This window comes from Sporosarcina sp. FSL W7-1349, assembly GCF_038003045.1.
Taxonomy (GTDB): domain Bacteria; phylum Bacillota; class Bacilli; order Bacillales_A; family Planococcaceae; genus Sporosarcina.
On sequence record NZ_JBBOOK010000002.1, the window covers coordinates 317,436 to 341,116 of the forward strand.

Consider the following 23,681-nt stretch of genomic DNA (forward strand, 5'->3'; position numbering starts at 1 on the left):
TTCCGTTATAATGGAACATATGACGACACATGGAAGGAGGGCGTTTGGTGACTCACTTGATTAGTCTGTCTGTTACGATCATCCTCATCCTGAACATCCTCCTGGCAATCGCCCTAATTTTCTTGGAAAGACGAGACCCTACCGCTACATGGGCTTGGCTTCTCGTTCTGTTCTTCATCCCGTTTTTCGGGTTTTTCATCTACCTCCTACTCGGCAGAAGGTTACGGGAGGATGAACTATTCCGTTGGGAAGGCCGCCATAAAATTGGAATTGATCAATTGATTGATTACCAAATCGAAGCGATCGAAGACAGCACGCTCGATTTCCGGTTGGATGATACGGCTCATTACAAAGACATGATTTACATGCACTTGCGAAATAACCATGCGGTCTTGACACAGGATAATGATGTACAGATTTTCAATGACGGAAGAGAAAAATTCGCCTCTCTTCTCAAAGACTTGGAGCAAGCGAAAGATCATATCCATTTCCAATATTATATTTTGCGTTTGGATAACTTGGGAAACCAGATTTTGGATGTACTTATACGGAAAGCGAAACAAGGCGTCCGGGTCCGGGTCCTGTTCGATGATATCGGGTCACGCGGGTTACGAAAAAAGCATCTGAGAGAGCTAGTTGAAGCAGGTGGAGAAGTAGAAGCGTTCTTCCCCGCCATCCTTCCGCTCATCAACCCGCGCTTGAACTATCGGAACCACCGGAAAATCGTTGTCATCGATGGTCGGATCGGCTATATCGGCGGCTTCAATGTAGGGGATGAGTATTTAGGATTGTCCAAGCGATTTGGCTACTGGCGGGATACCCATCTCCGGATCGAGGGCAGTGCGTTGCATCCATTGCAAACCCGTTTCATCCTGGATTGGAATCAAGCCTCCTCCGAAAAGCATCAGATCGAATATTCGGATCGCTACTTCCCGGCCATTCCGCGCAAGGGCAGCGTCGGGATGCAAATCGTCTCGAGCGGGCCGGATGCGGAGTGGGAACATATTAAAGACGGTTATTTGAAAATGATTTTCCTCGCCAAGAAGTACATTTACATCCAGACCCCTTACTTCATCCCGGATATCAGCTTCCTGGATGCCCTCCGGATTGCCTGTCTGTCGGGGATTGACGTGCGGATTATGATTCCGAACAAGCCGGATCACATGTTTGTCTATTGGGCGACCTATTCGAATGTCGGCAAGCTGTTGAAAGCGGGCGCACGGGTTTATATTTATGATAACGGATTTATCCATACGAAGCAGATTGTGGTGGATGATGAATTGTCTACCGTTGGTACCGCCAATATCGACGTGCGGAGTTTTAAATTGAACTTTGAAGTGAATGCATTCATCTATGATCGAGAAACCTCCCATGCCCTCGCCGAACTATTCGAACATGATATGCAGCTGGCGACCGAATTGACGTTTGAACTGTATGAAGAACGCTCCAGGAGAATCAAATTGAAAGAGTCGATATCCAGGCTCGTTTCACCAATTTTATAAGAAAAACGGACACCCCATATGCCGGAGTGTCCGTTTTTCATTTGATCCCCAAATGCTCTTCCAATGTGCTGTTTTGCTGATAAATCTCGTTTGCGATTTTTTCTCCAACATAACGGAAATGCCAGGATTCGTACATATAGCCAGTGATCGCTTCCTTGCCTTTCGGATAGCGCATGATGAAACCGTATCGATGCGCATTGGCAGCCACCCATTTGCCAGCTTCCGTCTCTTCAAATGTCGACGAGGCCCAGTGCTTTTCAAAGTTCACTTCCCCGATGTCGAAGGCGAGACCTGTCTGGTGTTCGGAATATCCCGGGCGGGCGCTGTACCGATCCGCCGCCTCCTTACCGTCCCGCGCGACATATCGCTCATACAGCGTCGTCTGGTACTCAAACGACCGATACGTGCTAAAGGCGGTCAGGTTGAAACCGGATAGTTTCGCTTCTGCGGCCATTTTATTGAACGCGGCGCGGGCTTCCGGGCTCTCTCCTGGATCATAGTCCTTCGGCAACGGATATTTTTTGCTCGCAATGAGCATCCCTTTGATATACGTCGGCTCGGTCGGAAGCTCCTGCCCTTCGATATAACCACCTGCATCCACTGCCGGCGGCGCCTCCACTTCAGGAGCCTTTTCCTCCGGTTCGGCTGTAGATGGCGCAGTAGGTTCCTCTGGTGTCCCTTCCTCGACCTCTCCGCCTGTCGGCAATAAAATCCCCGACTCCTCACCGGGTACTGTTTCTTCCGCTGGCCCTGCATTTCCCTTCAACCGATTAATACTTTGCTCAATATCCCAATCGTTCATCCCTACCCAAGCGACAGCTCCCGTCATGACAATACCGGATAGGATCAAGGCAATGGTCAACCCATTCCCTCTTTTTTTCCTCCGATCGCGATAATTTCTTTTTTTCATTCCTGCTAGCCTTCCTTCTGCCAAAAATCTCGCTTCTCTGCTGTGTTCTCATTCTATCATTATGTGTCCATATTCATAACTAGAATACGGCCATCCTCGTCTGGAGCAAACGGAACAGTTTTCGCCTGCCAATAGGACGGTTTAGCGAAGGTTCTGTTCCTCCATCTACTGGCCCCAGACAATATAAATCAGCATGCCAATGAAGGCAATCCCGAAAAACAAGGCCATGCCGGCCATCCACTTCGATTGCCGTTCAAATCCCTGTTCACGGAATGATTTCGCACGAAAACCGTTGGTCATGGTGAATAAAGCCGTCATCGCCAGCACTGCATAATTCAGATTCCCCTTGACGATGAAATACAGGGAAGCGACTCCAGCCAGCACAATGGCGATTCCCGAAATCCATTTAAAATCCATATAAGGTCCCCTCCAAAAAGGCTGGAGATTGCTCTCCAGCCTGTTCTGTCACTTTTTCTTCTTCTTATTATCCGCTTTTTTGATGTCCTCTTCCAATTCTTCTTCAATTTTCTGGACGTCTTCCTTCGCTTCCGTCAAATCGACGTTGGCAGCTGTCACTTCTTTATAATAGAATTTCCGGCCAAGGTACGTTTGGAAAATGAGGAGCAGACCCCCGACGGCCCAATATAACGGCAGAGCCGCCATTGCTTTGAAGGAGATGAACATGATCATGATCGGCGACATGTAGATGAACATCTTCATTTGCTGCTTTTGCTGTTCTGGCATCGTCCAGAGAGACACACGCGCTTGGACAAAGTATACGAGACCTGCCAGAAGCATCATGATTATATCCGGCTCACCCAGACTGAACCATAGGAATTGGTGCGTCTTCACATCTGGCGAGTACAGGATTGCAAAATAGAGCCCCATGATGAACGGCATCTGGATTAATAACGGCAAGCATCCCATGTTCAATGGGTTGACGCCATGCTTTGAATAGAGACCCATCATTTCTTGCTGAATCTTCATCTGCTCTTCTTTTGGCAGATTTTTTTCACGAGCCTCTTTCATCCGTTTCTGGATGTCTTCCATTTCAGGACGTAACGCATCCATTTTCACTTTCATCTCTTGCTGGGCCTTATAGTTTTTCAACATCAACGGCATCAGTACAAGCCGGATGAGGACGGTGATCAAAATAATCGCCAGACCGTAACTTCCATTGAACTTATCGGCGAAGAAATGAAGCAGGGAGTCCATCGGTTTTACAAAAAAGCTGTAAAACGTGCCCTCTTTGTTCTCCACACCGGCACATCCGCTTAACAATATGGCGGCCGTCATCAATAAGGTCCATAGACCGATTTTTTTCCTCAATACATTCACCCACTATTAATCAATTGCGCCTAAGACAATGAAAAAATTTGCCGGAGGCTTGCAGTACAAGACTAATGAAAAGTATACCTCAAAAGGTCTGCCCATTACAATGAATGTCCGTTGACAATCGAACCGCACAGGGCCCGATTTGCCTTAATTTCTGTGCTCTTTGTAGAAATTAAGGCACATTTTCGAACAGTTGCAGGAAAGTTCCGAACGCTTCGTAGAAATAAAGGAAAATTATGATTCCTATTTTCCCCATAAGGTATCCCGCGCAAGGTCCTCACGATTCAACAGTCCATTTGGAGAAAAACTCTTTTCATATATCGAGTAGGAGGGAGTGATTAGCTCCCGACCTCTCACACCACCGTACGTACGGTTCCGTATACGGCGGTTCAATAACTTAAGTATCGACGCTCATACAAGTGATTCAGGTCTTTCAGACCCCACTTGGTGAGCGTTTCTGCTTTGATTGCTTTATGTAGAGTTTCGCTTTTGGAGACTCTCCAATATCCCTTTCGGGAATTTGATACTTTCCAAGCTTCTTCATGTAAAATTCCCAGCCTTCGTAACTGACGGTATTTTGTCCATATCTTCTTCCAACGTTTCCATATCAGTTGACGTAACCGATGGTTCAGCCATTGTGCCATGGATTTGATAAAACTTTTCATAAAGCCAATTCCATAGTAGTTTATCCAACCTATTGTCACTTGGTTGATTTCTTTGGCAATCTCGTCAAAGCGGCCCGGGCGATTCCGTTTGGTGATTTTCTTTAATTTTGATTTGAATCGACTTTTTGCGGAGTGATGTGGTCTACAACCCACACCTTTAGATGTGGAATGGAGGCAGAAACCGAGGAACTTGAGTTTGACCGGAGAACCCACCTTGCTCTTTTCTTGGTTCACTGTCAGCTTCAAATCATGTTCAAGGAACTTTGTAATGCTTTCCAAAACACGTTCCCCTGCTCGCCTGCTTTTCACGTATATGCAGAAATCATCCGCAAATCGTACGAATTTATGCCCCCGTCTTTCAAGTTCCCTATCTAATTGATTCAAATAGACATTGCTAAGAATCGGGGAGAGTACGCCACCTTGCGGAGCACCTTCTTCTGTTGGACTGATAAGTCCATCTTCAAGGATGCCACTCTTTAGAAACTTCCATATCAACTTTAGGACAATCTTGTCGTTTATGAACTCTTTTAGATATTCCATCAGCTTCTGATGATTAATGGTGTCGAAGTAGCTTTTTAAATCACAATCGACTACCACTCTATAACCTTGTTCATAATATGTGATGGATTGCTTAATGGCTTGATGCTGATTCCGTTTTGGACGAAAACCATAGCTCCTCTCCGAAAAATGAGGGTCAATGATTTTACCAATCACCTGATAGATGGCTTGTTGAACCATTCGATCCCGTACACACGGTATGCCGAGTTTTCGCATTGACCCATCTAACTTTGGAATTTCAACACGTTTTACTGGCAGTGGTTCGTACGAACCGTCTTTCAGCTTTCTAATAAGTTGGGTTCGGTATTTGGCTACATGACCTAAAAGTTCATCTACTGTCATTTCATCGACACCCGGCGCCCCTTTATTTGCCTTCACTTTCTTACAAGCGTTAAAGAGGTTGTTGATGTCGACTACTTTATCAATCAAATCGATACCATCCTGTCGCTCCATTTCTGTAAAGACAGGACTGCACGCTCCCGCATATTCTTCGGTTTCCAACCTATCCCTTTGCGGCCAGCCATCTGCCGATGTTTTCTGTGGTCTTTGCACTGTCTTTACCTCCATTTCATTTCAGGATTATTATTGTTCAGCCCTTCGTCCTTATGGACTACTATGGCTTCTGCTGACTTCTTACAGTTCAACCTGCCATCACTGACCGGTTTGTTCCTGTGGGATATTCCATCCCTCTTGTCGGGAACCCCTGTAAGACCTCCCCGGGTAAGAGCTATAACCTTCCTCCCATGTAACCGCTGCATTTACTGTATGGAACTCGGGCAGTATTGGACTTTGTTTTGTACGGCAAACTCGTCCGTTCCAATTCAGCCTCATATGCAGTTTCTGTCCGTCGGTTCGGGATTTTGCCGCCGGCTTCCTTCAGATTCCACCTCACGGTGGACACCCTTGCCTTAAGCTAACAGTTCCTACTGCCAAGCCTGTAGTGGACTTTCACCACCAAGTTATAGCCCATGCCGGGCACACCGCCAAAAACGGGAGAATGCCAGATTCCCCCGTTACTCGCAGTTATTCAATTAACTTGGCCTGAACGACCAACCGATATTCATTGGACCGTTTCGGGTAACAGGTGATGAGGGATAAAAGGGACAATCCGGGTTGCCGGTCCAGAACCTCCACTTGGTCAGGGCGAACCTTTTGAATATCAAAGATTTCATACTGCAATATGTCCGCTGTTGTTTCAAAAGTAAAACGCTCTCCTATTTCCAGTTCATCCAAGCGGTTGAAAAATTCCCCGAAGGCGTAGGTCTGATGGCCAGCGATCGCGTAGCTGCCGTCCGGTGCACCGGGTGCATCCATTCCTTCAATAGCCCCCAAACCAGTCGACAGTACCGATTCGTCGACCCCCATCATGATCGGCTCTTTCAGATCAATGGTCGGAATGGATAGGATGCCTTCGATGTCCTGTATTTCGGAACCCGGGGAGACATCGGCCGCTTCCAGCTTGTTCGGTGCGGCACCGGCTTCCGCCTGGATAGCAGCAAACGCATCCAGTCGGCCCTCCCTTGCCGAGTCGTTTTGTCTCAGTCCGAGAGAGACGATCAGTGTAACTGCCAATCCTGACAAGATCAACAGATTTCCAATCCAAGTCATCCGCTTTTTCATCGGCATCACCTACTTATAGGCTCTTGAAGTCCGAAACCGGATCATGACCCCCGCTGATACAAGTAGGCCGGCAATGGCGAACAAGAGAGATGAATCAAAAAATCCACCCGTCTTGGGGAGTTGGTCCCCGAGAGCGGACATTTGCCCCGTCCTTGCCGAATCCCCATCAGATCCCGTGTTATTCACAGCCCATCCGCTTGCGGGGCTTATCCCCGTGCCGGAAGCGAGTCCAGCGAAGGTTATGTCGGTGTCCTCAATCGTCGTCCCATTGCCTGAAGTTCCAAGTTTCATTGATGAGGTACCAGTAGCATCAGATTCCTGTACTTGCTCGGTAATCCCGTCATTCGGAGCCTGGCTTTGTGGCATTCTTCCTTCCTCGGAAGCGGGAGGGATTTCAACGCCGGATTGGACATTTCCTCCATCACTTGTAGTCAGGGGAGTCACTTTAATCGGGGCGTTCCCCCCGTTCTCTTCGTTTCCTGGCATAGGTGGGTTGGAACCATTGGCTGAAGCCGTCCCTTCTTCAATCCCTGTCAGGGAGGTTGTCCTCTCATTTGAAGCGTCTTCTGCGTTTTCTTCATTTCCTGATGCAGGCGGCGCTACTTCATCGGATGGGGTCATCCCTTCTTCGTCTCCTGTCGGCAGGGTTGCCCCTATAGTTGTGTTATCTACATTTCCTTCATTACCCGAAGAGGGCGGGGTCCCCCCGTTGGATAGAGCATCGTTGACCGAATCGGCCGGCAAGGTTACTTCGTTTGACGATTTGTCGTTCGGCGCTACCGGAGCAGCAGCAGACATTTCCCTTACCAACACACCCGCCTGTACATCCCCGAGTACAGGTATGGGCAGATTGCTCATCAGAACCCCTTCTTTTCCTAAAGCGCCTTCAGTGTCTGTAACGTTATGCTTTCTCAAATTATCGATTGTTGCCTCTTCCAACAGAGGACCGTCCAAACCAATTTGAGCCAAACCGGTGGAAATTGAAGAGCTATCCGAATGCTCGGTTTCATGGCCATCCAGTACGCCGACATGCGTCTCTCCTATAATCGGAGCATCCACAAGAGTCGCTTCTACGACACCGACATCACGAGTCGTGGAACTCTCATCCGTGCTCGTATGATTGTCCAAAACACCGACATGCGTGTCGCCCAGAAGGTTCGGCGATGCGATATCGACCTCCACAACGCCTTGATCCACGGTTTGTGCACTATTTTCATTGCTTTCTTGGTCATCCAGCACACCGATATGTGTTTCTCCCAAAATCGGAGCTTCCGCAATGGTCGCTTCTACCACACCGCCATCATGCGTTGAGGAACTCTCATCCGTGCTCGTATGATTGTCCAAAACACCGACATGCGTGTCGCCCAGAAAATCCGAGGATGCGATGTCGATTTCCACGACGCTCTGGTCTTCGGTCTGCGTACCATCTTCATTGCTTTCATACTCATCCAGCACACCGATATGTGTTTCTCCCAAAATCGGAGCTTCCGCAATGGTCGCTTCTACCACACCGACATGCGTTTCGCCAAGAAAATCCGGGGATGCAATTTCTACCTCCACGACGCCCTGGTCTACGGTCTGCACACCATTATCATTGCTGTCAGGATCATCCAGCACGCCGATATGCGTCTCTCCTATAATCGGAGGTTCCGCAAGAGTCGCTTCTACAACACTGCCTTCATGCGTTGAGGAACTCTCATCCGTGCTCGTATGATTGTCCAAAACACCGACATGCGTGTCGCCCAGAAGGTCCGGCGATGCGATGCCGACTTCCACAACGCCTTGATCCATGGTCCGCGCACCATCTTCATTTCTTTCGTGGTCATCCAGTACGCCGATATGTGCTTCTCTCAAAATCGGAGTATCCACAAGAGTCGCTTCTATCACACCGTCGTCACGAGTTGTGGAACTTTCGTCTGTACTCGCGTGATTATCCAAAACACCGACATGCGTGTCGCCCAGAAGGTCCGGCGATGCGATATCGACTTCCACAACGCCTTGATCCACGGTCTGCGCACCATTATCATTGCTTTCATGATTATCCAGTACACCGACATGCGCCTCTCCTACAACTGGCAAGTCTTCTGCATTGATTTCCACAAGCGCTTTTTGCGAAGTAGCGTTTGCTTCACCGCTTTGCTTCGTCGATGTCGCCACTTCCGCACTCACTTCCTTCGTTACCGGAGTATCGAGGGTGACAGATGCAATAGATTGCGTTGCTTCCACCATCTGCTCATTTCCGGAACTTGAAGCGGGAGCTACATCGACCTTCAAATTCTCCACAATTCCGTCCTGCACTTCTAATTGCACCGCTGATCGGGAATCCCCTTTGTCTTCGTCCAGCTGGGATGGCGAATTGCTCGGAATTTCAAGATCCATGTCACCTAAAAGCGGCACATTTTCCAGCTTCACATCCGCGATGGCGTCACCATCCAACAACTCGACATCAGCATTCAGAATTTCACTATTTGCATCGCTTGCAGCAGGGTTCCATAAAAAGATCGCTCCTGCCCCCAGCAGCATTCCGACTTGTTTCATCCAGTTATTTTTCATTTTTTAACTCTCCTTTTTTATAGTTAGAATTGATTAACGTATAAAAAAGGAGCTGTTTGGGGTGGTTGTCCCGGTGGTGCATGGGTCCATTGCGTCCAGATTCGCTCATTCTGCCGATTCCAACGTGGTTTGATCGGTAACAGCCAGTGCAACGAATCCGCTAGCATGGCGTTGACTCCTAAATCGGCATGCGTGCCACCCGGCGAGGCCGGTATCAACGTAATCGAAGAGCTGCCCGCCGAAACGGAAACCGTGAAATTCGGAATTCTTTCTCCCGGCGCCCCTTCAGGAAGCGGCTCGTTCATAGGGTGGATCTTCGATGCTTCGGTCTGTTTGCCGGCAGAGTTCCCGGATGCTGTTGTAGGTTCGACGGCATCGAACGGTTCAATCGTCTCTTCCGTATCCGCATCTGCGTTCACCGTTTCCGCTACTTTTTCTGGAATCTCTGTTTTCGGTGCTTCTTCAATCGACGCCGGTGGTTCCGTTCTCACGGCAGGGACCATCTCCATTGCAGTTTCCACTTCTTTCATTTCCGTAGGTTTGACTGCTGGTATGCTTGAAGATCCGCTGTTAGAGGTTGCCTTCTGGGTATCCGGACTGTCTAATTCATCGATTTGCATTTTTTGTTCAGGTTGTCCCGCATCGGCATTTTCGTTCTCTGCCACTATCGGTTGTTCAGGTTGCGGCATTTGTTCCACCGGCTCACGTTCTGCCCCAGTACTTTTCAGAGGGGCTGCCACTCCTTTTACAGCCGTGGAGACGGTTTCATCCACTGCCTCCCTTGTATGCCCGACAACCTCTTGTAAACCGGATGTTGTTTCTTCTAAAACGGAAGTTACCAAAGGAACATTCGGCGCGATGTCGGTAACGGCGGTCACATCTTCAACGACTGTTTGGACGGTTTCTGTCGTTGTTTCCACGACAGGGACCGTACTTTCCAATGTTTCTCCTACGAAGTTCTCTGTGCTGCTCACTATATTCCGCACGGGCTGTTCGTAAGGAGTACCGACTTCCCGCAACGTGTCCGTTGTAAAATCCAACGTCCGCTCTGCTGTCCCTTGTACAAAATCGGCTGTTTCATCCACAACTGGAGTTACCAATTCGACCTCTGGAAACTCCTTGACAATTCCGGTCGCTTCCGCAGTGACCGTCTGCACCGTCCCGACTTCGGATTCCACAACTGATGTGACCGATTGAACAACGGAACCTACGTCTTCTCCGAGAGTAGTCTGCGAAGTAGGATCACCTATGGTTTTACCAGTATTCTCTATTAAGTTTGTCGTCTGGATAACGGTTTCCCCTGTCGATTCCAAAGTATCACCGACTGTCTTTCCGACAGAAGAAACCGTCTCCTGAACGGCATGATCAACTTGATTCAATAAACCTCCGACTGGATCATACTCTTCACCTTGGACAAACGCCGGCAATCCGATGCAACATAAGATAATCGCTAAGAAGAATGTCCATTTTCTCACCTTTACACCTCCTCCCTTTAGAAGTTTTAAGAATTATTCCTCTTCTATCATTCGTACCCAGTCTATTATCCGATAAACGTTTTCAGGCCAAAGAAAAAACGCTCCCTGGACAGGAAGCGTAAGGTAGTTAGTTATGCAGTTGTGTTTCCGACTGGTGAATCGCCAGTGGGCTTTTTGTGGTAGAGGCCGTCGTCTTCAGGTGTCGACTTTGTGTCCTGGACCTCTTCATTGTAGTAATGGACACTTGTCTGAGCCCCTTCACTTACCATTTTGTTGTCCTGTAAATCATATGGATCCGAATGGCCGGCCTTCGTATCTGGCGAACGGTTCAATTTTTGTGATTGGACGAGCGAATCGAGTTTCGTCCTCATATTGTTGAATGCGACTTGCGCCTTGTCTCTGTTCTCTTTCTTACTAAAATACGCGTATGCACCGGTTGCCAAAGTAGCAAGCAATAAAGTATTTCGTTTACGTGCCATCTCCATCATCCTTCCAAAAGTGAATTTATATTGGATTGTACAGGGAGTATACCCTTTAATCCAGAATTAGAAACTTCTAGTTAGCAAACGGCGACAGTCTGCACGCCTCGAAACATTTCCTGATAAAATCCTTTAACCCGCAGATTTCACAGTATTCACCAGCCAACTAGCTAAGTCTTCCAAGTTCATTTCGAATATATCAATTTGATTACAACCATAGTCTTTGCCCGGTTTCTTTGCTATGATAACAAAAAGGATTGCTGAGGTGATAGCGCAATGATTCGACCTATGACAGAAGCAGATATCATTCATGTTCAACACATCGCTCGAGAAACATGGAGCGCTACGTATGATGGAATCATACCCGAAGAAATTCAAACGGACTTTATCGACCGAGCCTATTCAGAAGCCATGTTACGGAAACGGATGGAAAAGACCTGCATGCTTATCGCAGAACACAATGGAGTGCCAGTCGGCTTTGCGAACTTCACGAAGAAAGACGAAGACGGAGACTCCGAACTGACAGCACTTTATATCCTCCCGTCCCATCAACAATACGGGTTTGGACGGAAACTATTCGAATATGCGCTATCCGAATTACAAGATGCCCTGCAATTGTTTGTCTATGTAGATCGCCACAATGAAATCGGACGAGCATTCTATGAAAAACAAGGCTTTGAACTGCTGGATGTGTTTGATGAATTTTTCGAAGGGCATCCTGTGGAAACAGCCCAATATGTATATTATATCCAAGAGCCTGTGCTGGCTTGAGGTGTAGAACGCTGCCTAATTCGCTAGGGAGCGTTTTTGTTTGCAAAAATTCTTCGATGGAACGGACGCGGAAATAGTTTTTCTCGCTTTACCATGTTTATCCTGAACGACACGCGGGTATTTATGATGATATACAGATACAACATCTTAAGAAATGGGGACGATACAAATGAAGAAAGAGCTAATTTTCAACTCTGCCGACATGCTGTATACTGTCGCCGGTGCATCCACATTAACGACGATTGTGTACTTCATCATGCTATCATTGTGAGGGATTTACATGACAGGTTTCAAATAAAAGGCAATCCACCTAAACCGGGGGATTGCCTTTTATCATGCTCACGCTATGACATCTTCATAGTCCGGATAGCGATCAAACGCCGTCACGACGTAGGAACAGACGGCTTCCATCTTCAATTCGTTTTCCCGCGCGTATTCTGCCGCCCGATCGAGCAGTTGCTTGGCAACCCCTTGGCCTCGCAATGTTGGGGAAACGAAAGTATGGTCCATGACCATGACATCCCCCAGCAAAGTCCATGTAATTTCCGCAATCGTCTTCCCATCCTCTTGTTTGCGGAAAGCAAACGCGTCACCGCCGAGTTCTACTAATTCGAATTCCATAGTAACTACCCCTTTCTAAACTGCACTTCATCCGATACAGTTTTCACCTGCCGGATGGTTTTTTATTACTTTATCACAAATTGTACAATTCAGGTTGCGTTAATGTTTCGATTTTTCGGCGAATTGGTTACGATTCTTCTGGTCAAATGTCCAATGGCCGCAGGGAGGCTTCGATCTGTTCCCGGCGCGGCTCCAAGAATGGCGGGAGAGCCAGCGATTCGCCCAATGATTCAAGCGGCTCATCTGTCGCAAAGCCCGGTTCATCGGTCGCCAGTTCAAAGAGGATGCCATTCGGCTCCCGGAAATAAATTGATTTGAAATAAAACCTGTCGACTAATCCGCTCGTCATGAAGCCTTGGCTCCGCAACCATTCTTCCCAGCGATCATAGTCGTCCATCGATTTAATGCGGAACGCCACATGATGCACGCTGCCCCGCCCCGGCCTTTCCGCCGGAAGATCCGTTCTCGTTTCGACATGGACCTCCCCGGCCGGACCACCTTCACCTGTCGAGAACACCCGGATGTCCGGCATGCCTTCCACGGTTGATGGATACGAGCCGATTTCCTTGAAATGAAGAACCGACGTTAACACATCCACTGTTGATCCGGCACGGCGGACCGTCAACGTGACCGGGCCTAATCCGACAATCGCATACTGTTCCGGAATATCCTCGCGAACCCATGGAACACCGTACGGAATTCCTTTGCCATCGTCGACGACCAATTGAAGCCGGGACCCTTCCTGATCCTGGAATGCTAACGTCTTGCGACCGAATCGGTCTTCTATCGCATCCTGCTCAATGCCAAGCTCTGTAAACCGCTGTTGCCAGAAATCCAGCGCCTCTTCGGACATGATCCGGAACGCCGTGTTGCTAATACTCGAGACGCCCGGATATGTTCTTCCTGCCATCGGGATATCGAAATACGTCATATCTGTCCCTGGCGTCCCGACCGCATCCGCGTAAAACAAATGATACGATGACGTCGAATCTTGGTTCACGGTCTTCTTTACGAGCCGCATGCCGAGGACCTTTGTAAAGAAATTAAAATTTTTCTCTGCATCTGCTGTAATAGCGGACACATGATGGATTCCCTCTAATCGCATTGGAAAAACCCCTCTCTAATTATCTTGAATTCAAGGTAATTAAATCTTATCATGCTTCTTAAAGGATTACAAAGAATCTGTTTGCAAATAAAAGGCCGCCCGGTTGCCGGACAGCCTCTCGTTTCTATAGTTATCAATTGAACCAAGATTTAATCGATTCGAACAGGTCCGCGAAAAATTGTTTCACTTTTTCCCAGAAACCGGGATCGATTTCACCGAATTTGTCTTTTATTGTCGTAGCCATATCATTCAGCTGGTCGGAAAACTTGGAGAAATCGATGTCCAAATTCCGGATCCTGTCCATCAAATCGATGAGCAATTGGCGGTCAGCCTCATTCAACTCGATATTGAGTTTAGACAATTGTTCCTTGACAATCCGTTCGACATCTTCCTTCGTCGCCGGATTTTGTTCAGCGATCTGCTTTTTAATTTCCGTCAGGAGGGTTGTTACTTTCTCCTGGTCTATGCCGGAATCCTTTGCAAATTTTGTTGCCAGATTCAACTCATCATTCGCCACATCGGTACGTTCCGTGTCAAGTGTTTCCCCCGTCACTTCATATGCTTTGTAAATGCCGACAAGCGCGGAGTGTCCCGATACTTTTTTCGGGGATGCCACTTCGACGATTGCGTCCTCGATTCCTGCCGTCAACATGGCATTTGCATACATCTCGGGTGTCACTTCTGTAATATTCTCTTCTGTGACGATAGAAATGACGAGCCCTTTCCCTTCTTCCTGTCGGGTGATTTTGGCAGATGAATACATTCTCGCCTTGCTATTGCCGTTCTTAATATATTTGACTAGGTCATTGCCGTCGACCGTGATTTCTTCGACTTCGGTCTCTTGGTCAACTCCCAAGCTTTTCTTCATCGTCTCTTTTTCAGTTTCTGATAAGTTGGCGCCATACACTACAATGGGGACACCAAGTTTTTCATCGATCGCCTTTTCAGCTTTGGTGCTTTGTGGGAACAGCACTCCAACCGCCAGCAAAAGGGCCGCTAGTGTCGTGATGAACCGTCTCATAATCATTCTCCTCTCCTATACGGATTAATACGTTGGGAGAACCTGAAAAGTTCCCGGAAGAGAATTCATTTCAAAGTTGTCCACCCATCTTCCTGGGTGATCTTCCCTTCCTTCATCAGCCTGCCGAGTGCCCGTTTGAAGGCCCCCTTGCTCATCGTGAACATTTCCTGGATCTCCTCCGGGTTGGATTTATCGGTGAATGGCATTTGGCCGCCGCTATCCTGCAAATAACGGAGAATCACTTCCGAATCATCCGCCAAACGCTCCTGTTTCCGCGGCAGCAAAGAGCCGTTCAACGTCCCATCTTCTCGGACTCCGATTACCCGGACATCCAATTCCTCGCCTAAACGCGGCTCTTTCTCCCGTTCCGATTGGTGGATGAAAATCCGGTAATTTTCCGGAATGCTTAATAAAAACGAACCGACAGGCAATAAACGATACGCCCTCGCTTTCAAATTGGCATTCGTCAAGGAAGCGGGCGCCGCCGCAATTTGCTCGAGCGCTCTTTCTTCCGTCACCAACCTGCCAAAAAGAGTGCCTCCCAAATCGGTGCGCAGCGTCATATATAGCATATCGTCCGTCTGAGGCCAAAGGGCACGGACCCTTGGCATATCTGCTTTATTCACAAGCACTTCCACAGGAGCCCCAATATCGACGTAGACCCCTTCCTTGGCATCGATGCGGATGACCCGGGCCCAGCCATACGATCCGATTGTCACCCGAGGGAGCTGCGTCGTGGCGGACAGCTCCTTCCGCCGGTTGACATAGAGGAACACGGTTACACGATCCGCTACTTCTAGCGTCTCATCCGCATCCGAAGCATTCATTTGAACATCGCCTTCCAAGATCCATCGAGATCCTTCTTTTGCGATCACTTCCAGTTCGGTCATCGTACCAGGTTGCAATTCTTTCATTCCCAATCGCCTTCCTTTTCTCTTCCCATATTCAATTTCCGGACGAACTCCTCGTCTTGTTTCAGCGCCTCGACCAGGTCGGTGATCCGATCCATCGCATTCCAGCTCAAATGGTGTTCAATCCCTTCTACGTCTCCATAAATATTCTTCTCTTCTACTCCAATAATACGGAGAAACTGCTCCAGCAAATCATGGCGCCGCACGAGCTTCTCGCCGAAGTGCATTCCTTTTTCTGTCAACTCGAGTCCTCTATACCGTTCATAGACCACATAGCCTTCTCGATGCAAGCGTTGCGCCATTTTCGTGACGGAGGAAGGAAGGACGGCAAGTGATTCCGCGACATCCGATACCCGCGCCTCCCCCTTCGCTTCGATATGCAAATAAATCTGTTCGATATAATCTTCCATCCCCGGTGTAGCCAATCGGAACGCCTCCTGTTTATATTCCCGCACGGCACCTTCTCTACTCCTTTAGCCCCCTCATGTTTAGCCGAACTTTTTGCAGGGTAAAATTGAGGTAAGACATGATCAGGAAAGAGGTGATCTGCATGGGCCGAATTATTTGGTTGCTTATCGTTGCCCTGATCGTATTTTGGGTATTAGGGCTTGTCTTCAAAATTGGCGGTGGACTGATCCACCTCCTGCTCGTAGTTGCCGGAATCATTTTTGTCATCCAGCTCTTTACGGGAAAACGGACCGTGTAACGAAAGGGATGTCGACAACATGTCGGCATCCCTTTCTCAGTCATGCTCCATCCTCTTCAGTCTATTTTCGCATAGATGCATGTATTCCGTAAAACATTTCCATCAGGCGACAAGCTATCCTGTTTCAAAACGCCTTCCAGGACGAAGCCCGCCCGCTCCGCAACCCGGCGACTTTTCATATTCGCCTCATCACAACGGATCTCCACCCGCCTTGCTCCCAGTCGTTCAAAAGCAAACTGTTCAATTCTAACAACGGCCTCCGTCATATAGCCATTTCCTTGAAAATCCTTTGACAGCCAATACCCAATTTCGAATTTCGGGATGGACCAATCGATCCGGTGGAGACCGGAAGAACCGATGAATTCCCCTGTTTCTTTATGGTAAATATGAAACCGCAAGTCTTGCCTCGTAATAAAGTTCGCCATTGCCTTTCGCAAACTTTCCTCCGTCATATGTAGCTCGGGTTCCGGTTGCGCCCACGGCATCCATTTCCGCAGCCCTTCCAATGAGCGTTGGATCGCATGTAGCGCATCGGGTGCATCCTCTATTCTAGGAGCCCGGATTAGAAGACGTTCCGATTCAAATGATTCCGGAAAATCCGGAATGCGCCGTGGCGACACAAAGGCCTTAGGCTTGTCCCCATCTTCCCAAATAACAGGCGTCGTCGTTCCCATGATGAAGTCTTCTCGGGTGATTCCATATGTAACGGCATCATAATACTTATTTTCCTTTGGCGAGAACCAAGCATTCCGTAAATGAGCCTCCTTAACAAACCCGGCCCGTTCGAATGTTTTTCTCATAGCTAGATTGTCTTGGCGGGTATGGCCTTCCAATCGGATTTTCTTCTCTTTCAATCCGAATACATACTCCGCGACGAGCCGGAGCGCTTTCGGACCATAGCCAAAACCGCGCGAGGCATCCCCGATTCGCAGATCGAAGAGCGGAATCTCATCTTGCAAGTCGTAGATTTTCACGATGCCGACTTTTTCCCCTTCTTCATTTTCCACCCAGAAGGTTTTCACTTCATCCGATTCATAACCGCCTTCTTCAATTGCCTTTTCAATCATATCGCGGCCAGGGCGTGGAATTCCATGATAGGGCCATGTGTTCGTCGTCATGAAATGGATCAGCTGCTCCTGCTCTTCCATCGTCCATTCTTCCAAGTGCATCTTGTACCGCCTCCATTCTATTTCACATACATGTCTAAAAGAGCTGGTATGCTAAACCAGCTCTTTTTATTGTGACGGGCCCGCCAATCAAAGTGGCGGAATGGTGTTGTCTACTTTTGAACACGCAAGAGTCGTAAGGAATTCAGTACGACCAATAAAGTCGCTCCCATATCCGCAAAAATGGCGATCCAGAGGGTAAGCCATCCGGGAATGATGAGAAGCAGCGCTATAATTTTAAGCCCTAATGCAAACATAATGTTTTCTTTTATGATTCGCAACGTTTTTCTACTTAATTTCATCGTATACGGCAAATTCCGTAAATCATCTGCCATCAATGCGATATCCGCCGTCTCGAGTGCGGCGTCCGTTCCCGCTCCACCCATTGCAATGCCGATGGAAGATGCAGCGAGTGCAGGCGCGTCATTGATGCCGTCTCCGACCATCGCGACACGGCCGTATTGATCTTTCAATTGTTTAATGGCCGTCAGTTTATCTTCCGGCATCAGGCTTGCACGGACATCGGTGACGCCAAGCCTATCGGCGATGGCGGCTGCGGTGCCGGGATGGTCTCCTGTTAACATGACCGTATGCCGGATGCCGATTTCTTTCAGTTTCGCAAGAACCGTCCGGCTTTCTTCCCGCTCCGGATCGGCCACGGCAAGCAATCCACCGTATTGAGCGTCCAGCACGATCGCCATGACGGTTTTTCCTTCTTGCTGAAGAGTGGCGGCTTGCTCTGAGACAGATGACGGCAAGTGGGTCAGTTCATTCGCCCAATCGAGGCTTCCGATTGAAACCATGACGCCGTCAACCTTGCCGTATGCCCCTTTTCCTGTTACCGATTGGAAATCGGATACTTCAGCGGCGCCCGCCCCGTTAGCCCTTGCGAAGTTGACAATCGCTTTGCCAAGAGGGTGTTGGGACAGTGATTCCACCGCGGCGGCCATGCCAAGCAAACGGCGGGCTTCCATCCCCTCTGCTGCAATGAAATCCGTCACTTCCGGATATCCCTTCGTCAATGTACCGGTTTTATCGAAGGCAATCGCATTCAGACGGCCTGTTTCCTCCAAGTGGACGCCGCCTTTGATGAGCACGCCTTGACGGGCAGCATTGCCGATTGCGGTAACAATGGCGACGGGAGTCGAGACAACAAGTGCACATGGACAGCCGACAACAAGAACAGCGAGCCCTTGGTAAATCCATGCATTCCAGTCCCCTCCGAACAACGGCGGGACGACGGCTACTAAAATGGCGATGCCGATAATGATCGGCGTGTAGTACTTGGCAAATTTATCGACGAACTTTTGAGAGGGCGCCTTTTCCGCTTGCGCATCCTCTACGAGATGGATAATTTTTGCGATGGTCGTGTCGCCGACCAATTTGGTCACTTGGACCTCGAGCGCTCCCTCTTCATTCAGCGTTCCGGCAAATACTTCATCCCCCTGTTCTTTCAAAACCGGGACGGACTCGCCTGTGATAGCAGCTTGGTTGATGGTCGTCTTCCCGGATAGGACAGTCCCGTCCATCGCAATCTTTTGTCCGGGCTGGACGACGAGAATATCTCCAACGACGATATCTTCGGTCAATAGTTCAACTAGCTCGCCATCCCGTCTGACCAATGCGGAAGGTGGTGCAATATCCATCAGTTGCCGTATGGACTGACGCGCTTTGTCCATTGAATACGCTTCGAGGGCTTCGCTGACCGCGAATAGGAATACGACAACCGCTCCTTCGCGCCACTCTCCGATGAGGGCCGCCCCGATGATGGCAATCGTCATGAGCGTTTTCATGTCGAATTCTAACCGGACAAGATTGGCCAAGCCCGTTCGGAACATGCCAACCCCTCCGACTACGATGGAGACAGCAAAGAGTGCGATGGCCGCAGGATGCGCTTCACCCATTTGAGAGGAGACGATCGAACCGATTATTAAGAATATCAGTGAAATGAAAGAAACTACGTTTTCTTTTTTCTTAAAAAATGGGGTCCTTGGTGCAACATCACGCTTGCTCTGTTGCAGTGGAACGACCTTGATGCCGTCAAAGGCGCCCGCAGCTTCAAGTTCCTCGATTGTGGCATTGCCGCTGAATCGCAATTTGGAAGCGCCGAAGTTGACTTGGGCCTCTTCAATAGAGGGAAGGTTCTTTACGTTCTGTTCGAATTTCAGCGCACAATTGGCGCATGATAAGTTTTCCAATCGATATTCAGTTTCATTAACTGTTGTCATGATGATCACCTTCTTCGACGGCATGGTCATACGCGATTTTCACAAGTTGATGGACATGGTCATCGGCCAGTGAATAGTAGACCATCTTGCCTTTGCGCATTGATTTTGCGAGGGCATGGTCCCGCAAGTACCGGAGATGGTGAGAAGCGGTGGCAGCCGATCCTCCGATAACCGCTGCTACATCGCACACACACATCTCTTCTTCCAGTGTTAACGAGTACGCGATCTTCAAACGTGTTTCATCCGCCAACGCTTTAAAAATTTGAACCATACCGCCCAACTCCGGGAGCACACCTTGAATCCGCTCTACGACCTCTTCATGGACAACTGTAATGTCACAAACATCTTTCAACGTCATTCTGGACACCTCATTCAAATGTTGGTTTGATTAATCTTAGTATATACAATTAATTTCCAAGGTACAAGGATAATCAAACAGACATTTGAATGTTATTTCAAGTAAGTGCCGATGACTCCTGTCAAATGCTGATAACCTCTCATAAGCAACGAACTCCGAAAAAACCGCCGACCCCAAAAATCCAACAAAGGTTTCTGTTAGAGATTTACTACACTTTTTCATATACTAAAAGAAAAGGAGGGATTCGATGTATAACAGAATATTATTGGCGGTTGATGGGTCGGAGAACTCGAAACGAGCTGCACAGCAGGCCGCCCATTTGGCTTCGTTGGTCCCCGGTGCAACTGTGGAATTGATTTATATCTTGGACTACGATCGAATCCGGGCGGATGTCATCCTGGATGCCAGCGCAGACGACTTGCACATTGACCGGAAAAATCGGATCGCTCCGATCGAGGACTTATTCAAGGAACAGGATATTTCATATAAAATGGTCATCAAACATGGCGAACCCGGCCCGACCATTGTCAACTATGCCAATGAAGGCCATTTCGATCTGGTCATTCTCGGAAGCCGTGGATTGAATGCGTTTCAAGAGATGGTGCTCGGCAGCGTCAGTCATAAAGTGGCAAAACGGGTGAAAGCACCTGTTTTGATCGTAAAATAAGAAAAAGGCTGTTACCCCGTCCATCGGTAACAGCCTTTTCCTCATTTCACGCTTTCTTCTTCCTTCTCCTCGCCATGCAGCACCTCATACAGTTCATCCTCAGCAGAGATGTCAGCCAATTTCACTTTCGATCGATAGGCCGCCCGAATGATGAGATGTCCTGCGACGGGTGCTGTCAAAAACACGAACACGATTCCCAACAGCAACCGGACACTGATGAAATGTTCGCTGAATAAAAAATATAGAAAAGCCCCGGATAAGGTCAGCAATACCGCCAGTGTGGAGCTTTTCGTCGCGGCATGGGACCTCGTATACACATCCGGTAATCGGATAAGCCCGAACACACTAATCACACTGGCAATCCCGCCTGTTAAAATTAAGACCGCGCCTATAAATTTACCGATCTCGTCTACGCTCAACGATAACACCCCTCTCAATAGATTTAGAGAAAGCGATCGTTCCGATAAACGACAAAATTCCTAAGATCAGAATGACTTCCAAAAAAGCTTTCGTGTTCATAATGACTGATATGACCGCAATCGTTGCAATCAGGTTGACTCCGATGACATCCAAGGCAATGACCCGGTCCGGCATGGATGGCCCAAGGATAATGCGCAAAACCGCAATCGCAATGGTAATCGAAAATAGCACAACGGATATTTTCAGCATGAGCTCAATCATCATCGAGTCACCTCCATAATCGCCTTTTCAAAATTCTTCAACTGTTTAATCAGTCCTTCGCGAGACTGTTCAACGTCCATCGCATGGATATAAAGCAAATTCCCTTCCGGCGCAACTTCCATCACGACCGATCCTGGGGTCAGCGTTAAGAGAAGCGAAAGCATCGTCACTTCCACATCACTTTGCAAAATCGTTTCATATTTGAAGATACCCGGTTTTATTTTCAACTTTGGGCTTAATATCTGTTTTAACACGATAATACTCGACTGCGTAAGCTCGGAAATGAAAATGAGCAGCAGTTTGAAAGATGAAAACAACCGACGCAAATAAAACTGAGTGCCGAAAAAACGGTGCATGAAAAAAATGATTCCAATCCCGACAAGAAAGCCGGCAAAGAAAGTCGTAAAATTTAGCTCGTCTTCATCCATTAAGGTCATCCAAAGAAATGCGATGAATAAATTTAATAGCAGCTGGGCTGGCAAGATCCGTCACCTCTTCTTTCCTGTCGTTTGGGGAAAACGTCACTTTCCGTGAACCATCTCAATCCAAAATGGCCTCGATATAAATCTCGGGGTTCATCAATGTTCTGGCGGCATCACTTACATACGGGGCAAGACCTTCCGCCCCGATCCCCAATGCGATGGTGAATACACCTAAAATCACCGCGGGAACTAGCAACCCTTTTCGAAGAGGCACATCATCATCTTCACTAATGATCGTTTCGCCCCAAAAACAGTTCAGAAAGATTCGCAGTAACGAATACAGGACAAAAATGCTTGATATGTAAGCAACGGCAAGCAAGACAAAAGAGCCTGCTTCAATTGCTCCTTGGCCGACGTACATCTTTCCAATGAAGCCGCTAAATGGCGGAATTCCGGTCAGGGATAACGTGGTGATAAAAAACAACCATCCCAGAACCGGATAGTTCCGGATCAGCCCACTCATTTCCTCTATTTTCGCAGTACCCGTCAAAGACACCAGTGTACCTGCAATAAGGAACAACAACGCTTTGATGATCATATCGTGGATGAGGTAATAAATAGATCCCTGGAAAGCCGCTTCCGTTGAAACAGCAAGACCTACTAGGATGAACCCGACGGAAATGACTACATTATAAGAAACAATCTGCCGGATGTCGTTATAGGCAATTGCTCCAATACTTCCGCCAATCATCGTCAACACCGCCATAATGCCAATAATCGTATGGGTAACTTCAGGTTCATGATAAAAAATCAGCGTGAAAACCCGAATCATCGCGTAAATTCCGACTTTCGTCAACAAAGCCCCGAACAAAGCGGCCACCGCTGTCGGAGGCGCACTATAGGAACCTGGCAACCAGAAGTAAAGAAGCAGTCCGGCTTTCAAACTAAAGACGATCAGGAAAATAATGCTGATCACGGTCAGCAGGGGGCCTTGTCCCACTTCTGCGATACGTACTGACAAATGTGCCATATTCAGTGTACCCACCGTACCGTAGAGATACGCAATCCCTAGAAGGAAGAACCAAGAGGATAGAACGTTGATGGCGACATATTTAATGGATTCGATTAGTTGTACTTTTCTTCCCCCAAGCGTAATAAGCACATAAGATGAGAGAAGCATAACTTCAAAACAGACAAAAAGGTTAAAGAGATCGCCAGTCAAAAATGACCCGTTGACACCTGCAAGCAGGAAAAAGATAAAGGGGTAAAAAAACATATGCTCATGCTTTTTGCCGATTGAAAAGAAAGCATGAAGAAGAATGGTTCCCGTCACAATAGCGGATGTTAACACCAACAGGACGGAAAATGAATCCGCTACAAATAGAATTCCGTACGGAGGCAACCATCCCCCGAAATCGAGCCGCAAAATCCCTTCGGACTGGATGCGGTCCAATACATACAGACTGACACCGACTACTGAGAGAATGGAAACAATGCTAAGCGCCCGTTGAGCTTTCACATTCGATCGCAAAAAAACGAGCACGATTCCCGTCAGCAATGGAATGATCATAGGCAGAACAATACTGTTATTCATCTTTGAACCCTCTCAATGCATCGAGTTCGTCAAAACCAGTTTCTTTATATGTACGATAGGCGAGTACAAGTAAAAAGGCCGTTACGGCGAAACTAATCACGATTGCCGTCAAAATCAGCGCCTGCGGAAGAGCGTCTGTATAACTATCGGCATTTTCACCCAACAGGGGGACACTACCTTTCTTTAGTCCGCCCATCGTCATTAACAATAAATGAACAGCATGGGATAAAAGAGCAGTGCCTAGGATCACCCGAATTAAATTTTTGGATAGCAGCAAATAGACCGCAACTGTGACGAGCACTCCTACCAGTATCGTTATTAACGTTTCCATCT

25 protein-coding genes are annotated in these 23,681 nt (G+C 48.1%); 4 read left to right on the top strand and 21 right to left on the bottom strand.

The window, feature by feature from the left end; genetic code table 11:
* Positions 1–29: 29 nt before the first annotated feature.
* Entirely contained in the window at positions 30–1,502 is a 1,473-nt protein-coding gene (gene cls, locus MKY41_RS15470) for a cardiolipin synthase (protein ID WP_340745951.1), read from the top strand.
* Between the two features lie 37 nt (positions 1,503–1,539).
* Here cls and MKY41_RS15475 read toward each other — a convergent pair whose 3' ends face one another.
* From MKY41_RS15475 to MKY41_RS15510, 8 genes are all read right to left on the bottom strand, one after another.
* Entirely contained in the window at positions 1,540–2,412 is an 873-nt protein-coding gene (locus MKY41_RS15475; RefSeq protein WP_340745952.1) for a M15 family metallopeptidase, read from the bottom strand.
* 165 nt (positions 2,413–2,577) lie between these two features.
* The gene (locus MKY41_RS15480; RefSeq protein WP_340745953.1) at positions 2,578–2,829 is read right to left on the bottom strand and encodes a hypothetical protein; all 252 of its coding nucleotides are present in this window, start codon (positions 2,827–2,829) and stop codon (positions 2,578–2,580) included.
* A 48-nt stretch (positions 2,830–2,877) separates the two neighbouring features.
* The gene (yidC, locus tag MKY41_RS15485) at positions 2,878–3,708 is read right to left on the bottom strand and encodes a membrane protein insertase YidC (RefSeq protein ID WP_445683353.1); all 831 of its coding nucleotides are present in this window, start codon (positions 3,706–3,708) and stop codon (positions 2,878–2,880) included.
* Positions 3,709–4,136: 428 nt separating this feature from the next.
* The gene (gene ltrA, locus MKY41_RS15490; protein ID WP_340745601.1) at positions 4,137–5,423 is read right to left on the bottom strand and encodes a group II intron reverse transcriptase/maturase; all 1,287 of its coding nucleotides are present in this window, start codon (positions 5,421–5,423) and stop codon (positions 4,137–4,139) included.
* Positions 5,424–5,993: 570 nt separating this feature from the next.
* Positions 5,994–6,590 (bottom strand): class D sortase, encoded by a 597-nt coding sequence (locus MKY41_RS15495; protein ID WP_340745955.1) that lies wholly within the window; start codon positions 6,588–6,590, stop codon positions 5,994–5,996.
* A 9-nt stretch (positions 6,591–6,599) separates the two neighbouring features.
* Complete coding sequence (locus tag MKY41_RS15500) at positions 6,600–9,143, bottom strand: LPXTG cell wall anchor domain-containing protein (RefSeq protein WP_340745956.1); 2,544 nt, start codon at positions 9,141–9,143, stop codon at positions 6,600–6,602.
* 23 nt (positions 9,144–9,166) lie between these two features.
* Positions 9,167–10,618, bottom strand: coding sequence for a hypothetical protein (locus tag MKY41_RS15505; RefSeq protein ID WP_340745957.1), 1,452 nt, complete (start codon positions 10,616–10,618; stop codon positions 9,167–9,169).
* Between the two features lie 131 nt (positions 10,619–10,749).
* Entirely contained in the window at positions 10,750–11,097 is a 348-nt protein-coding gene (locus MKY41_RS15510; protein WP_340745958.1) for a hypothetical protein, read from the bottom strand.
* A gap of 276 nt (positions 11,098–11,373) precedes the next feature.
* Here MKY41_RS15510 and MKY41_RS15515 point away from each other — a divergent pair, with 276 nt between their 5' ends.
* Positions 11,374–11,868, top strand: coding sequence for a GNAT family N-acetyltransferase (locus MKY41_RS15515; RefSeq protein WP_340745959.1), 495 nt, complete (start codon positions 11,374–11,376; stop codon positions 11,866–11,868).
* Between the two features lie 339 nt (positions 11,869–12,207).
* On the opposite strand, the gene MKY41_RS15520 is transcribed toward MKY41_RS15515, so the two are convergent.
* From MKY41_RS15520 to mntR, 5 genes are all read right to left on the bottom strand, one after another.
* Positions 12,208–12,489 (bottom strand): GNAT family N-acetyltransferase, encoded by a 282-nt coding sequence (locus MKY41_RS15520; RefSeq protein WP_340745960.1) that lies wholly within the window; start codon positions 12,487–12,489, stop codon positions 12,208–12,210.
* A gap of 142 nt (positions 12,490–12,631) precedes the next feature.
* Positions 12,632–13,594 carry a ring-cleaving dioxygenase gene (locus MKY41_RS15525; RefSeq protein ID WP_340745961.1) on the bottom strand — a complete coding sequence of 321 codons (963 nt, stop codon included), beginning with the start codon at positions 13,592–13,594 and terminating at the stop codon, positions 12,632–12,634.
* Between the two features lie 133 nt (positions 13,595–13,727).
* Entirely contained in the window at positions 13,728–14,615 is an 888-nt protein-coding gene (locus MKY41_RS15530) for a DUF1002 domain-containing protein (RefSeq protein WP_340745962.1), read from the bottom strand.
* A 65-nt stretch (positions 14,616–14,680) separates the two neighbouring features.
* Entirely contained in the window at positions 14,681–15,529 is an 849-nt protein-coding gene (locus MKY41_RS15535; RefSeq protein WP_340745963.1) for a CvfB family protein, read from the bottom strand.
* On the bottom strand, positions 15,526–15,951 hold the full coding sequence (mntR, locus tag MKY41_RS15540) for a transcriptional regulator MntR (RefSeq protein ID WP_041071672.1): 426 nt from the start codon (positions 15,949–15,951) through the stop codon (positions 15,526–15,528). The genes MKY41_RS15535 and mntR overlap by 4 nt, the downstream gene beginning before the upstream one ends.
* 125 nt (positions 15,952–16,076) lie before the next feature.
* Between mntR and MKY41_RS15545 the strand changes: the two genes are divergently transcribed.
* The gene (locus MKY41_RS15545) at positions 16,077–16,232 is read left to right on the top strand and encodes a lmo0937 family membrane protein (protein WP_173425988.1); all 156 of its coding nucleotides are present in this window, start codon (positions 16,077–16,079) and stop codon (positions 16,230–16,232) included.
* Between the two features lie 56 nt (positions 16,233–16,288).
* Here the strand turns inward: MKY41_RS15545 and MKY41_RS15550 are convergent, their stop codons facing one another.
* The 3 genes from MKY41_RS15550 to MKY41_RS15560 all read right to left on the bottom strand — a co-directional run bounded on the left by MKY41_RS15550 (position 16,289) and on the right by MKY41_RS15560 (position 19,984).
* Positions 16,289–17,401 (bottom strand): GNAT family N-acetyltransferase, encoded by a 1,113-nt coding sequence (locus MKY41_RS15550; protein WP_041071674.1) that lies wholly within the window; start codon positions 17,399–17,401, stop codon positions 16,289–16,291.
* Positions 17,402–17,511: 110 nt separating this feature from the next.
* Positions 17,512–19,626: a heavy metal translocating P-type ATPase gene (locus MKY41_RS15555; protein ID WP_041071676.1), complete on the bottom strand. Its 2,115-nt coding sequence runs from the start codon at positions 19,624–19,626 to the stop codon at positions 17,512–17,514.
* The gene (locus MKY41_RS15560) at positions 19,613–19,984 is read right to left on the bottom strand and encodes an ArsR/SmtB family transcription factor (RefSeq protein WP_173425989.1); all 372 of its coding nucleotides are present in this window, start codon (positions 19,982–19,984) and stop codon (positions 19,613–19,615) included. Before MKY41_RS15560 ends, MKY41_RS15555 begins: the two co-directional genes overlap by 14 nt.
* A gap of 247 nt (positions 19,985–20,231) precedes the next feature.
* On the opposite strand from MKY41_RS15560, the gene MKY41_RS15565 reads away from it, so the two are divergent.
* Positions 20,232–20,651 (top strand): universal stress protein, encoded by a 420-nt coding sequence (locus tag MKY41_RS15565; RefSeq protein ID WP_041071680.1) that lies wholly within the window; start codon positions 20,232–20,234, stop codon positions 20,649–20,651.
* Between the two features lie 41 nt (positions 20,652–20,692).
* On the opposite strand, the gene MKY41_RS15570 is transcribed toward MKY41_RS15565, so the two are convergent.
* From MKY41_RS15570 to MKY41_RS15590, 5 genes are read right to left on the bottom strand one after another with little or no spacing between them, the layout of a single operon-like run.
* Positions 20,693–21,070: a Na+/H+ antiporter subunit G gene (locus MKY41_RS15570; RefSeq protein WP_041071683.1), complete on the bottom strand. Its 378-nt coding sequence runs from the start codon at positions 21,068–21,070 to the stop codon at positions 20,693–20,695.
* The gene (locus MKY41_RS15575) at positions 21,048–21,332 is read right to left on the bottom strand and encodes a Na(+)/H(+) antiporter subunit F1 (protein ID WP_041076197.1); all 285 of its coding nucleotides are present in this window, start codon (positions 21,330–21,332) and stop codon (positions 21,048–21,050) included. Before MKY41_RS15575 ends, MKY41_RS15570 begins: the two co-directional genes overlap by 23 nt.
* Entirely contained in the window at positions 21,332–21,814 is a 483-nt protein-coding gene (locus MKY41_RS15580) for a Na+/H+ antiporter subunit E (protein ID WP_041071686.1), read from the bottom strand. The genes MKY41_RS15575 and MKY41_RS15580 overlap by 1 nt, the downstream gene beginning before the upstream one ends.
* Positions 21,815–21,872: 58 nt before the next feature.
* A complete protein-coding gene (locus tag MKY41_RS15585) occupies positions 21,873–23,348 on the bottom strand; it encodes a Na+/H+ antiporter subunit D (protein WP_340745964.1) in 1,476 nt (491 codons plus the stop codon).
* Positions 23,341–23,679: a Na(+)/H(+) antiporter subunit C gene (locus MKY41_RS15590; RefSeq protein ID WP_340745965.1), complete on the bottom strand. Its 339-nt coding sequence runs from the start codon at positions 23,677–23,679 to the stop codon at positions 23,341–23,343. The genes MKY41_RS15585 and MKY41_RS15590 overlap by 8 nt, the downstream gene beginning before the upstream one ends.
* Positions 23,680–23,681 lie beyond the last annotated feature (2 nt).